The sequence below is a fragment of the Vibrio ruber DSM 16370 genome (assembly GCF_900163965.1).
GTDB classification, from domain to species: Bacteria; Pseudomonadota; Gammaproteobacteria; order Enterobacterales; family Vibrionaceae; genus Vibrio; species Vibrio ruber.
Genome location: NZ_FULE01000033.1, coordinates 21,672 through 34,799, shown reverse-complemented (window position 1 = coordinate 34,799; position 13,128 = coordinate 21,672). Strand labels below are relative to the sequence as shown.

Annotated in this window: 10 protein-coding genes; 8 read left to right on the top strand and 2 right to left on the bottom strand. The window is 43.9% G+C overall.

Annotation, left to right across the window (positions count from 1 at the left end; translation table 11 throughout):
• Positions 1 to 413: 413 nt before the first annotated feature.
• Positions 414 to 1,061, bottom strand: a complete 648-nt coding sequence (locus VR7878_RS12885; RefSeq protein WP_077336503.1) for a MarC family protein — start codon at positions 1,059 to 1,061, stop codon at positions 414 to 416.
• A gap of 372 nt (positions 1,062 to 1,433) precedes the next feature.
• Here VR7878_RS12885 and katE1 point away from each other — a divergent pair, with 372 nt between their 5' ends.
• The 8 genes from katE1 (at position 1,434) to VR7878_RS12845 (ending at position 11,289) form a co-directional block, all read left to right on the top strand.
• The gene (gene katE1, locus VR7878_RS12880; protein WP_077336502.1) at positions 1,434 to 2,948 is read left to right on the top strand and encodes a catalase KatE1; all 1,515 of its coding nucleotides are present in this window, start codon (positions 1,434 to 1,436) and stop codon (positions 2,946 to 2,948) included.
• A gap of 160 nt (positions 2,949 to 3,108) precedes the next feature.
• Complete coding sequence (locus VR7878_RS12875; RefSeq protein ID WP_077336501.1) at positions 3,109 to 3,588, top strand: ankyrin repeat domain-containing protein; 480 nt, start codon at positions 3,109 to 3,111, stop codon at positions 3,586 to 3,588.
• Between the two features lie 331 nt (positions 3,589 to 3,919).
• Positions 3,920 to 5,128: a D-mannonate dehydratase ManD gene (gene manD / locus VR7878_RS12870; RefSeq protein ID WP_077336500.1), complete on the top strand. Its 1,209-nt coding sequence runs from the start codon at positions 3,920 to 3,922 to the stop codon at positions 5,126 to 5,128.
• Between the two features lie 23 nt (positions 5,129 to 5,151).
• A complete protein-coding gene (locus tag VR7878_RS12865; protein ID WP_077336499.1) occupies positions 5,152 to 5,844 on the top strand; it encodes a FadR/GntR family transcriptional regulator in 693 nt (230 codons plus the stop codon).
• 103 nt (positions 5,845 to 5,947) lie between these two features.
• Positions 5,948 to 6,922, top strand: coding sequence for a TRAP transporter substrate-binding protein (locus VR7878_RS12860; protein WP_077336498.1), 975 nt, complete (start codon positions 5,948 to 5,950; stop codon positions 6,920 to 6,922).
• Between the two features lie 65 nt (positions 6,923 to 6,987).
• The gene (locus VR7878_RS12855; protein WP_159440465.1) at positions 6,988 to 7,500 is read left to right on the top strand and encodes a TRAP transporter small permease; all 513 of its coding nucleotides are present in this window, start codon (positions 6,988 to 6,990) and stop codon (positions 7,498 to 7,500) included.
• On the top strand, positions 7,473 to 8,786 hold the full coding sequence (locus VR7878_RS12850; protein WP_077336496.1) for a TRAP transporter large permease: 1,314 nt from the start codon (positions 7,473 to 7,475) through the stop codon (positions 8,784 to 8,786). The genes VR7878_RS12855 and VR7878_RS12850 overlap by 28 nt, the downstream gene beginning before the upstream one ends.
• A gap of 10 nt (positions 8,787 to 8,796) precedes the next feature.
• Complete coding sequence (locus VR7878_RS12845; RefSeq protein ID WP_077336495.1) at positions 8,797 to 11,289, top strand: glycoside hydrolase family 31 protein; 2,493 nt, start codon at positions 8,797 to 8,799, stop codon at positions 11,287 to 11,289.
• Positions 11,290 to 11,560: 271 nt separating this feature from the next.
• On the opposite strand, the gene VR7878_RS12840 is transcribed toward VR7878_RS12845, so the two are convergent.
• On the bottom strand, positions 11,561 to 12,991 hold the full coding sequence (locus VR7878_RS12840) for a PTS transporter subunit EIIC (RefSeq protein WP_077336494.1): 1,431 nt from the start codon (positions 12,989 to 12,991) through the stop codon (positions 11,561 to 11,563).
• Positions 12,992 to 13,128: the final 137 nt, after the last annotated feature.

Sequence of the window (13,128 nt, the reverse complement as noted above, 5' to 3'; positions counted from 1 at the left end):
GTAGACCCATGCAATTTTACCTTTGGGAGAGATCCTTGCAGAGAGTCCGGCACCGTCAGAAACCACCTGACGCCCTGTATAAGGTTTGCCATGAATGGCCTTAAGTTGTTTATCTGAAAGTTTGTTAATTGCTGCCATAATTTATTTTTTACTACACATATAGCTACACACAATTCATTGACTGATGATATTTTTCAATGAACACTGATGAGCAAAATAGCAATTAAAAACAACTAAATCAAATAGATATAATAACAACCAGAACAAACAATATACCATGATAAACAATATAAAAAATCATCCTTGAATTTTCCCCCTGAGAGCATCGCTCAATTTGGCTTCGCTTTAAAAATGTTTCACGACACGCAAATCAACTACCCAACAAAGAAGACCATTGCGGGAGAATGAAAACATTAATTGCCTATATTTGAACTCTGGAACAGAACATACGCGTCGTGGACGCCTTGTATGAACATTTGAGCAGCGATGATGGTGAGAATCAGGCCCATCAATCTTGTTGTAATACTGATTCCCGCTTCTCCTATTTTTTCAACTAATTTGGCACCATATAAAAAGCACACGAACGTAATCAGGCACAGTAAAGCAAATGAAATAATCGTGATAATAATATGCAGCATTTGTCCGGATGCCGAGTAGTTCATCGCGGTAGCAATCGTACCCGGTCCGGACAGAATCGGCAGAGCCAAAGGCGAAATTGCAATATCTCTGTCGTCATCATCTAGTGTGGTATCTGAGTGAGAATGAAGCTTGGACGCGCTACCATGTAACATATTATAACCAACGATAAAGACTAAAATACCGCCGGAAAGTCTTAAGGCAGGTAAGGTAATCCCAAACACTTCAAAGATACCTTTTCCCAACAGACAGAATGCGGTAATGATAATAAAGGCGGTGAACAGAGCTTTAATGGTTGTATTTTTTCGCTGTTGCTGATTTTGGTTAGCAGTCAAGCCGATGAATACTGCGGTATTGGCAATAGGATTCATCATGGCAAAAAATCCCATAAAAACAGTAATCGCCATGGTCGTTATATCGTGCATCATAAGAAGGAGCCAGCTTTATCTGATTGAGTAAGAATTAGTTATCATGTTTTATGGCGATGTGTCTATCAAAACTGCGACTGGTTTTTTATCATTCGGCTCCCTTTTTATTAATAACAAAAATATCATTTGAATATTCTGAAACCCATTCAATTTTTTAAGTCAACGCGACAACTCTCCCTTTATGATATTGAGTTAAAAGTAATGTTGTTTTTGATGTAACAAATACGATAGCCCCTCGAATACATCATATTTTTAATCGTTTTTTTCCATCATATTAATCGTTAATATTCGTTTTATTCATAAACTTTCATAAGTGTATACTCGATTTTGGGCAGGAAAGGGCTTTTGTCATACATGAAGGAAATCATCATGCGAACGTCAAAAGGCTTTTTAATCATAACAATAGGACTGGGACTGACACTAACAAGTCAGGCTCAGACGCTAACCCGGGACAATGGTGCTCCGGTTGGTGATAATCAAAATTCTCTGACAGCAGGTAGCAGAGGCAGTGTGTTACTGCAAGATGTTCACCTGATCCAAAAATTACAACGCTTTGCCAGAGAGCGTATTCCCGAGCGCGTGGTTCACGCCCGTGGTACAGGGGCTCATGGTGAGTTTGTCTCCAGTGGCGATTTTAGTGCGCTGACAACCGCTGCACCATTTACCGAAGCCGGTAAAAAAACGCCGGTATTCGTTCGTTTTTCGACGGTGATACACCCGAAAGGCTCACCGGAGACACTCCGGGATCCGCGCGGATTTGCGACTAAATTTTATACCGATCAAGGCAACTGGGATCTGGTCGGTAATAACTTACCCATTTTCTTTATCCGCGATGCGATCAAATTTGCCGATATGGTCCATTCTCTGAAACCGTCTCCGATCACCAATGTTCAGGATCCCAACCGGTTTTTTGATTTCTTCAGTCATGAGCCGGGCTCAACCAACATGCTGACTTGGGTGTATACCAATCTCGGTACACCGGCAAGCTACCGTATGATGGATGGGTTTGGTGTTCATGCTTATAAATGGATTAATGCACAAGGCGATGTGAAATACGTCAAATTCCACTGGAAAAGCCAGCAAGGTGTCAAAGGACTTCGTCCTCAGGAAGTGCCCGAGGTGCAGGGAAAGGATTTCAATCACCTGACCAATGATCTGTATCAGCAGATCAATGCCGGTCATTATCCGAAGTGGGATTTGTATGTCCAGACCCTCACACCTGAAGCGCTGTTCAAGCTCGACTATAACGGACTGGATGCCACTAAAGAGTGGCTTGGCGTGCCGGAAACCAAAGTCGGAACCATGATGCTGAACCGCGTGCCGGATAACTTCTTTCAGGAAACCGAACAAGCCGCTTTTGCGCCTTCGAACCTCATTCCGGGAATTGAACCGTCTGAAGATCGACTTTTACAAGGTCGCCTGTTCGCCTATGCCGATACACAGCTCTATCGCGTTGGTGCAAATGTCGCACAACTACCGATCAACCGACCACTCGTTCAGGTTCGCAACCATAATCAAGATGGTGCCACGAATATCGGTCAAACTAACTTAGATGTGAACTACGAACCAAGCTCAAAACTCAACTGGTCTGAAGATACGCAATATCGTGCACTCGCAACCCAACTCAACGGTACGGTGCAGCAAGCCCCAATCAGTCAGCCACGTAATTTCTATCAGGCCGGTGTGTTTTATCGGAGCCTGAGTGATCAGGATCAGCAAGATCTGATTACCAATCTCGCAGCCGATCTCAGTAAGGTCAATGATCAGAAAATCAAAAATACCATGCTGAGTTACTTTTACCGCGCTGATCAGGATTACGGAACACGATTAACGAAGGCTGTCGATGCCAAACTCGCTGACGTGATCAAACTGACTCAGATGTAATTAATTTGGCTCACGAGACACCATAGCTCTTTTCTGCCCGAATAAGAAGCTGTCTCGTGAGCCATCCCCTGACAACATCAGGGCATAAGTAGTTTGTCACACAAAGTTGCCAAGATGCCCCGAGCAATCATCCGATTTTGCATCACAAATGAGGTGAAAGATGAAACAACGATTCACGCTTTGTTTACTGTTGATACCCTGCTGGTGTTTTGCCGCTGGCTCGCAGACCACGCTACCCACGTCATCGCCACAGCAAACTGTAACCGGGGATGAATTAATCCGTCTGTTTTTTGCTGCGGCACGGATTGGTGAAACCGAGGTGCTCAACACCTTTTTGGATGCGGGTTTTCCGATTAATCAGCGCAACCCGCAAAGCTATACCGCCCTGATGGTCGCCGCCTACAACGGGCAGCAAGCAGCAACAGCGCTATTACTGCAACGCGGTGCCAACGCATGTATTCAGGATAAACGGGGCAATACAGCGATTATGGGTGCCATCATCAAAGGTGAATTTCAGATTGCCAGACAGCTTTACCAAGCAGGCTGTGATCCCAATATCCGCAACCATGCCGGCCTGACACTGGAAGCATTCGCAAAGAAGTATACCCAAGGCGGTATCCCTGAAGTATTACATCAATAGAGCACCTTCACCGGGTGCTTTCTGACCTATCATTCTGTCTCACCTTGTCACGACAATTTCTCGACAATACACACCATCAAAATGGTTACCAAATCAACTTAATCCTACAACCAAAAAATACCGCATATCAATACAAATATTTAACATTGATCACAATAAGCAAACATACTTATACCCCCATCAATATAAAAGTCATTATATATCAATAAATTATCAATACATCTCATTAAATAAATCACCTACCCACCATGAAGAGTTGTTTTTTTAAGCACTCCATCACACAAATGGAAACCAATTAATGGAAAAATGGCAACCATAATCGGGAGGAATCATGAAAATTGTCAGTGCGAAAGTATTTGTATGCAGTCCTAGTCGAAATTTTGTCACCCTAAAAATAGAAACAGAAGAAGGCATATATGGGATCGGTGATGCAACGCTGAATGGTCGTGAACTTGCTGTGGCAAGTTATCTTGAAGAGCATGTTGTGCCCTTATTAATCGGTAAGGATGCCAGCCGCATTGAAGATATTTGGCAGTATTTATATCGGGGGGTCTATTGGCGCAGAGGTTCAATCACAATGACTGCAATTGCAGCAGTTGATGTCGCACTGTGGGATATTAAGGCGAAACAAGCCAATATGCCTCTCTATCAATTACTCGGAGGAAAAAGCCGCGACAGCGTTCGAGTTTACGCACACGCAAATGGAACCAACATCGACCATTTAATCGATGAAGTTCGCCAAGCCCAGCAACTCGGATATTCGGCAATCAGAATTCAATCCGGTATTCCGGGGATCAAAAAAACCTATGGCGTCACCGAAAAAGGGATCAAATACGAGCCGGCTAACGCATCGCTTCCCGAAGAACAGGTGTGGAGCACCACAAAATATATCAACCACATTGAAAATGTATTTGCTGCGATACGTGAAGAGTTCGGTTATGACCTGGATCTCCTGCATGACGTCCATCATCGGCTCACGCCAAATGAAGCGGCGCAAGTCGGGAAAATACTTGAAAAATACCGACCATTCTGGCTGGAGGATATGGTTCCGGCCGAGAATCAGGATTCGTTCCGCCTGATTCGCTCACGAACAACGGCTCCACTTGCTGTGGGTGAGGTTTTTAACTCCATTTGGGACTGTAAAACACTTATAGAGAATCAACTCATTGATTATATACGGACAACGATAGTCCATGCCGGAGGGATAACCCATCTGCGTCGAATCGCAGATTTAGCATCTTTATATCACGTCCGGACTGGTTTTCATGGTGCCACGGATTTATCACCAATTACGATGGGCTGTGCACTTCATTTTGATACCTGGGTTCCGAACTTTGGCATTCAGGAACATATGCCCCACGAAGCGATCGTCAATGACGTATTTCCCAATGATTACCACTTTGACAATGGTTATATGCATTGTGGAGAGACCGCCGGTCATGGCGTTGATTTTAATGAACAACTGGCCGCCCAATACCCGTATAAACCAGCATATTTACCAGTGAACCGATTGGAGGATGGTACACTGTGGAACTGGTAACCGGTCAAAAAGGCTTTTAAAAAATGAGTCCAGAAAAATCATATATGAAGGTGGTGAATTACCTTCTCAACCAAATTCAAAATGGTGTCTATGTTCAGGGAGACAGACTACCGGCAGAACGTAAACTTGTTGAAGAACTCGGGGTTAGCAGAACGAATGTCCGTGAAGCGATGGTCGTTCTGGAAATACATGGTATCGCTGAAATCATTTCCGGTTCCGGCGTGATTCTTAAAAAAGATGATTTTACCGGTATCCATATCGGTTCATTAGCAGACAGTGTTTTATCGATCAGTGAAGTGCTTGAAACCAGAAAAGTGATTGAGCCCCAGATAGCAGCGCTTGCAGCCATACGAATCACTGAAGATGAACTCAACGAATTAGAAAATTATTTAATGTTGATGAAAAGTTCTCAATTTATTAGCGACAGAGAACTTCGTAAAGCGACCAGTATCGATGCGGATTGTCAATTTCATAACTGTATCGCCAGAGCTTGTCGAAATGCGATGTTATCGCAAATTCAAAAAGAAATTTTCTCAACCCATTTAAACAACGAAACACGTAAAAGAATGGATAAGCTGGCTTCAGAACCGGCAGCAGACGGTTATTGGATAGGAGACCATACAAGAATATTTGCAGCCATAAAGAATAAAGATCCACAGCAAGCAGAGCAGGCAGTGTTAAATCATATTAATAATGTCATTACTGCTCTTAGTTAATAACAAACATCAAGTTAATAACGAACATCAAATTAATAACGAACATTAAGTTATTAAAAAACATAAAGTTAACAATGAACATAACGTGAAAGGAAGCCAGACGATGATAAAAAAAACACTTTCCCTTACCCTACTTTCAACAGCACTCTTCTCCATCGCCTCTGTCGCAAACGCGTCCATTACATTAAAAGTTGCGGATAACCATTGGGCAACACACCCGACGGTCGTCGCAATGAAAGAGATGGGAAAAGCGCTGGAAAAGGAAACGCATGGTGAAGTTAAAATCCAAGTCTTTTCTGATTCGGTGCTCGGTACAGAAAAAGAAGCCATTGACCAAATGAAAATGGGGATTTTAGATATTGTCCGGGCGTCTCCGATAACATTAGAGTCTTATAATAAAACCTATGGTTTGCTGACGCTTCCCTATCTGTTTAATGACAGAGAAGATATGTATTCGGCCATGAATAAGATTAAAGATGAGCTGTACGTCGAAACCGAAAAAAACGGCTTCAGAGCCATTGCATGGAATGAAGCAGGCTCGCGCAGCTTTTATAATTCCAAACGCCCAATTTATACGCCTGAAGATTTAAAAGGTTTAAAAATTCGGGTACCGAACAGTCGCTCTTTTATCGAAACGATCCAGCTGTTAGGCGCAACGCCGACACCACTGCCTTTTGGTGAAATCTACACTGGTTTACAACAAGGGATCGTCGATGGTGCCGAAGGCGTTCATACGCTGTTAACCGAAGCAAAACATGGTGAAGTGGCTAAATATTTTTCATTTGATGAGCATTTTATGGTGCCTGATATGGTGGTGATCTCAAACCGTTCCTGGAAGAAACTCACACCGCAGCAACAACAAATCATCACCAAACTTTCTGAGCAATATACCCAGCGAGTGGCAGAACTTGAGCAAGAAAAGTCACAAAGACTATTAGATTTAGCGAAGACTGAACTCCATGTAAAATTCAATCAGGTCGATAAAAAACCATTTAAAGCACTGGTCGAACCGATGTATGTCAAAGCCAGAAAAAATCCAAGAATCGCCTATTACTTAAATAAAATCGAAAGTAAATAATTTATTCGATATCAGAAAGGTGGCATCAATCATGATGCCACCCATGATGAATGACAGGAAAATGTATGAAGACTAGATTATTTATTGAAAAAGTAATCCGTTCTACATTATCGGTATTTCTTGTTTTATTAGTCGCCATAGCAACATGGCAAGTTGTCAGCCGGTATTTTTTAAACGACCCGGCACAATTCACTGATGAAGCCTTAAGATATATCATGATTTGGATGACTTTTATCGCAGCACCATATGCGTTTGGATTAACTGACAAACATATGTCTTTAAATATCATAAAAGACAAGTTTACCGGAAATAAAAGACGTACGATTGAAATATTAAATAGTCTTTTAGTCATTGGATTTATTATTTACATCATGATCTATGGCGGATGGAAATTAGTTAACATTGGTATCGGTAGTTACAGTGATAGTATGCAAATCCCTCTATCCTATGTTTACAGTGTTATGCCAATATCCGGTATTTTATCCGTTTATTTCAAAATCTGTAATTTAAACGATGTATTAAAAAGTATATCTTCGGATAAGGAGGGCGAATGGACTTCACCATGCAAGTCGCGCTGATTATGTTGCCCGTATTTTTCTTATTGCTATTTATGGGCGTCCCTATATCGATCAGTATTGGGATCTCCTCTGCTTTATCGGCAATGGTCATTATCGAGCCAGAACAAATGGCCTTTCAGGGCGTACAAAAAATGTTCGGGGGTATCAATAGCTTCGGTATGTTGGCTGTTCCGTTTTTCATGCTGGCGGGCAACATCATGAATCGTGGCGGTATTGCCAAACGTCTCATCAATCTCGCATTACTGATGGGAGGCAGGCTCCCCGGCGCATTAGCCATGGCAAATGTTCAGGGAAATATGCTGTTCGGCACCTTATCGGGTTCGGCAATGGCGTGTTGTGCGGCTATCGGTGGCACCATGTCTCCGATTCAAAAGGAGAAAGGATACGATAAAGGCTTTTCTACCGCCGTCAATATTGCTTCCGCACCGACGGGGTTACTGATACCACCGAGCGGGATGTTAGTCCTATTTTCATTGATATCAGGCGGTACATCTGTTGCGGCACTGTTTATGGCAGGCTGGATTCCGGGACTACTCTGGGGAATAGCCGTTATGTTAGTCGCATATTACTTTGCGAAACGCGACAACCTACCCGTTGAAAATAGCCCCGAAACCTTGTCACAAGTATTAAAAATCATCGCAGATGCCGTCCCGTCGTTATTTCTGATTGTCATTGTTATCGGCGGGATTGTCGGTGGTGCATTTACAGCAACTGAAGGGGCTGCGATTGCCGTCGTCTATAGCTTAATACTGGCGCTGGTGTATAAAACTTTAACCAGAAAAGTCTTAATTGATGTTGTCATGGACACCGCCTTGATGACGGGAATTATATTATTTCTCATTGCGGCCTCGTCCATTATGTCATGGGTGATGGCTTTCTCTCAGATTCCTCAAATGATCAGTGACTTGCTGCTCTCAATTACCGATAACAAAATTATCCTCCTCTTGGTGATCAATATTGTATTACTCATCGTCGGAGTCTTTATGGATGCGACCCCGGCAGTCTTGATCTTTACACCGATTTTAATGCCGATTTGTGTCAACCAGTTCGGTATGGATCCGGTTCACTTCGGGCTGATGATTATTTTTAACCTCGGTATCGGTTCAATCACCCCTCCGGTCGGCTCGGTGTTATTCGTCGGGTGTGCGGTTGGTGATGTGCCTATCGAAAAAGCAACGCCATATTTAGTCCCCATGTTTTTTGCAATATTAGTCGTTCTGGCCATGGTGACCTACATCCCGGCAGTATCAATGTTTATTCCTGAGTTATTCGGTCTGGTGAAATAAAGGTTTTAACATGAAAACAACCAATAAATTATTATCCTTATCAAAAGAAAATAATTACTTCCTGCTCAAAACGGAGGGAAGTAATATTCGGCTATACTTTTTAACCGAAGATATATTTCGTCTCCGTGCTGATTTCTCGGGTGAATTTAAAGAGGCATCTTATATTTTAACTAAAACCGCTTGGGAAGATCAGCTTGATCATGTTTTAGGTGATGAAAGAGAGCGTATCGCTGGTATCGAGGTCAATATTGATGAGCAAGATGATCAATATATCCTCTCTACTTCAACAATGCGTATTGAGATAAAAAAAGACGTTTTCAGTTTGATTGTCACAGACACTGACGGTCACAAAATTCATGCCGATCTTTCCGGCCGTAATATACAACAAGATCATCTCGGCCGCGTTTATCACTATACAGAATTAAACAACGATAACTTCTACGGCTTTGGGGAATCCACCGGTGCATTGAATAAGAGATATCATCGAATCTCACTAAGCCCAAAAGATGCAATAGGCCACAACCATTCACCGCAAACGACGAATTTATACAAACATATCCCGTTCTACGTCAAAGTTAACGGGGATACCGGATATGCTAGCGGCCTGTTCTACCATAATACTTTCGAATCAGAGTTTTTCATGGGATGTGAACGCTCAGGTTACTGGAAAGAGTATAACTACTTTAAAGCCGATGGCGGAGATATCGACTACTTCTTTATCAATGGCCCGAGCCTGAAAGAGGTGATTGATCGCTACACATACTTAACCGGCCGCCCGATCTTAACCCCCAAATACAGCCTCGGATATATCGCTTCAACGATGTACTACGCTGAATTAGATCAAGACTGTGATGAAGGACACTTCTCATTTTTAGAACAAGGCTTAGATGAAGGGATTCCAACCAGCGCATTCCAACTTGCTTCAGGTTATACCGCCGCCGCGGATCGGCGTCGTTTTGTGTTTACCTGGAACCATAAAAGATTTCCCGATCCAAAACGCTTCTTTGAAACTTTAAATGATAAGGGATGCCCGGCTTTTCCGAATACCAAACCGGGCATTCTGTTAGATCATCCGCTATATCAGGATTTTGCTGCGGTGAACGGCTTCATCATGGATGCAGAAGGAAAACAGCCCTATGTCGATAACTGGTGGGGCGGATTAGGCTCTTTTGTCGATTTTACCAACCCGAAAGCCCGTGAAATCTGGAAAAAACACGCCAAAGAACAGTTGATCGACCATGGCGCTTTAATGCTCTGGAACGATAACTGTGAATATGAAATCAATGACCGGATGGCACAATGCGACTTTGATGGTATCGGTGGCGTTGCCGCTGATTTGAAAGCCATTCAGCCGACCGTCATGGCAAAAGCGGTACAGGAAGTATTGCGTGAAAGCCGCCCTTCTGTTCGTCCGTTTGTCTTAAGCCGCTCCGGTTCTGCCGGTATCCAGCGCTATGCTCAGACATGGGCAGGTGATAATAAATCCCGTTGGGAAGATATTGATTACGGCTTCCAGTGTATCCTGGGAATGGGTATGTCCGGTGCCGGGAATCATGGGGTTGATATCGGTGGTTTTACCCGGGAAAAACCAGAACAAGAGCTGCTGATGCGCTGGGCGCAGGCCGGTATTTTCTACCCGCGTTTCTGCGTCAATTCTGCCAGCACCGATAATACCGTGACTGAACTTTGGATGTATAACGATGTGACCCCTCAAATCCGTCGGGCACTACAAATACGTCTCTCCCTGATACCGTATATTTACACCATGTTCCATAAACATAGTCAGACCGGCGAACCGGTTCTCAGACCGCTCATGTTTGATTTTCAATCGGATCCCAATACCTATGATATTGCAGATCAAGCCATGTTCGGTGACAGTATTCTCGTTGCACCGATTATGAAAAAAGGCATGACGGAACGCCACATCTACCTGCCTGCCGGTTGTGATTGGTATGACTGGTATACCCATGAACGTTATGCCGGCGGGCAATGGATTACCATTGCGGTTGATGAAGAGACGATCCCGATGTATCTGAAAGAAGGCGGTTTAGTCACATGGACCCGCGACATTCAGAACCCGATGAAAGATCATACCAAAGTTTTGCATCTCAGCCTCGCACCACAGACCTCTCAGCATATCTATTATGATGATGACGGATTAACGAATGATTATAAACAGGGTCGGTATTATCAACTCGATATCAATGTTGAATATGACTCCGTTTGTGAAATAGCCGTTACTCCTGAAGGCGATTATCCCACCGCCATTGAACACTTTGAATGGCAAGTCATCAATGTTGAAAAAGGGGCTTATTGGTGTTCGTTAGATAATGAAGTAATCCCTCAATTTATGAACCGAAAGCAGTTTGAGAAAGCAGAATTTGGATGGCTTTACGAGAACTCAGATAGCACGGTCAGAATCAAATATCCCAATAATAATCAGCCGAGATTACTCAAAGTCAGCTTTGAAAAGTTTGATTTAGTCGGATGTGGTGAAGACTAACTCCCCCGCTCAAACGAGACCGTTGATAATTCTGTATCAGGCCGTCAGGCCTGATTTCCCGGTAGCACAATGGATAAAATAGGATTGAGGCGAATGCACTCAATCCTATCCTAAATGATGACATTGCCTTGCTGTGAGGCGAGTCAACTATGTTACAACGTCAGGGTTACCACGTCAGGAACTAGGAATCGGAGCTTTGTCATATCTCAGAGACATCACAAAGCAAACCCAAACATAAAATACATCAATAAACAGTGTCACCGCTCTCCCACTATTTCACAGCAGGTGCAGGCGCCCGGGTCGCAGCTTTCTCTTCACGGGGCTCACCGAAGAAGAAAGTCAGCGTCGCAGCAATGACAATACCGACCACTGAACCCACGATGGCAGCCCAGACGGATGCGTCCACACCTGTCGAGGGAATATATTGTGGAAACGCCAGAATACTGGGCAGTGCAAATGAGAAGACTTTAGTCTGATACAGACCAATAATCCCACCGCCAAGCGCGCCACCGATACAACCGAAGATGAACGGACGCTTACGCGGTAAAGTCACCCCATAAATCGCCGGTTCAGTAATACCGAACAATCCGGTGGTAAATGCAGAACTTGCCAGCGCTCTGGTTTTCGGATCCCGGGCTTTGAGGAAAACACCTAATGCTGCACCGGCTTGTGCCAATACCGCAGCCAGACAAAGCGGCCCGATGGTATCAGCGCCCAACACACTGAGGTTGTTGATCATAATGGGTACAAAGCCCCAATGCAGGCCAAATATCACAAATACCTGCCAGAAAGCACCGATCACCACCCCGGCAATCATTGGGCTGGCGCTGTAAATGAATTCAAATCCGCTCGCCAGTAGATGACTGACCCATGTTGCAGCCGGACCGATGAGCAAAAAGGTCAGCGGCGTGGTAATCATGATACACAACAGTGGTGTAAACAGATTCGTAACGGCACTGGGAATATACTGTTTCAAGAATTTCTCTAGCTTACAACTCACAAATGCGGCAAAAATAATCGGCATCACTGAAGCCGCATAGTTCATGAATGTCACCGGAATACCGAGAAATTCGAGACCGGCTGCATCGGGTAATTGCTGAGCATGAAAAGCTGCAATCATCGACGGATGGACTAACGCACCGCCAATCGCCATCGTCACATATGGATTACCACCGAATTTCATACCGGAGGTATACCCGAGAGCAACAGGGAAAAAGAAGAACAGTGCATCACTGGCTGCATTGAAAATCTGGTAAGTTCCGCTACTCGTCGTCAGAACCTGAGTCGCAACCCCCAGTGCCAACAAACCTTTCAGGATCCCCGAAGCCGCCATAATGCCCAGTAGCGGTGTAAAGATACCGGAAACAATATCAATGAACGTACTCAGGATCCCCTGTTTTTCATCCTTAGCCGCTTTAGTCGTCTCTTCATGATCAATTGTTGCTGCCGTCCCGCCATGTTGTAAAAAAGACTGGATTGCGCTGAACACATCACCGACATGATTACCGATCACAACTTGAAATTGTCCGCCGCTTTCCACCACAGCAATCACCGCCGGATTTTCTTGCAACAACTCTCGTTTTGCTGCCGACATATTAACCAGTTTAAATCTCAGCCGAGTTGCACAATGAACCAGACTATCAATATTCGCAGCCCCGCCCACAGCCTCAACGATCTCGGAAGCAAGTTTTTCATAAGCCATAAAGTAAGCCTCACATTATTTATAATTCGCATACCGAGAGCAAAAAAAAACCTGAAAGAGCCACGTTCACTTTCAATGAACGACTCTTTCAGGTTTTGCCCGCTTTCACGGTAACAATCCTAAAGTTAAATAAACAA

Excerpts from the sequence above, each read along its gene's own strand:
- VR7878_RS12885 (WP_077336503.1), bottom strand. The coding sequence starts at position 1,061 with ATGCACGATATAACGACCATGGCGATTACTGTTTTTATGGGATTTTTT.
- katE1 (WP_077336502.1), top strand. The coding sequence starts at position 1,434 with ATGCGAACGTCAAAAGGCTTTTTAATCATAACAATAGGACTGGGACTG.
- VR7878_RS12875 (WP_077336501.1), top strand. The coding sequence starts at position 3,109 with ATGAAACAACGATTCACGCTTTGTTTACTGTTGATACCCTGCTGGTGT.
- manD (WP_077336500.1), top strand. The coding sequence starts at position 3,920 with ATGAAAATTGTCAGTGCGAAAGTATTTGTATGCAGTCCTAGTCGAAAT.
- VR7878_RS12865 (WP_077336499.1), top strand. The coding sequence starts at position 5,152 with ATGAGTCCAGAAAAATCATATATGAAGGTGGTGAATTACCTTCTCAAC.
- VR7878_RS12860 (WP_077336498.1), top strand. The coding sequence starts at position 5,948 with ATGATAAAAAAAACACTTTCCCTTACCCTACTTTCAACAGCACTCTTC.
- VR7878_RS12855 (WP_159440465.1), top strand. The coding sequence starts at position 6,988 with ATGAAGACTAGATTATTTATTGAAAAAGTAATCCGTTCTACATTATCG.
- VR7878_RS12850 (WP_077336496.1), top strand. The coding sequence starts at position 7,473 with ATGGACTTCACCATGCAAGTCGCGCTGATTATGTTGCCCGTATTTTTC.
- VR7878_RS12845 (WP_077336495.1), top strand. The coding sequence starts at position 8,797 with ATGAAAACAACCAATAAATTATTATCCTTATCAAAAGAAAATAATTAC.
- VR7878_RS12840 (WP_077336494.1), bottom strand. The coding sequence starts at position 12,991 with ATGGCTTATGAAAAACTTGCTTCCGAGATCGTTGAGGCTGTGGGCGGG.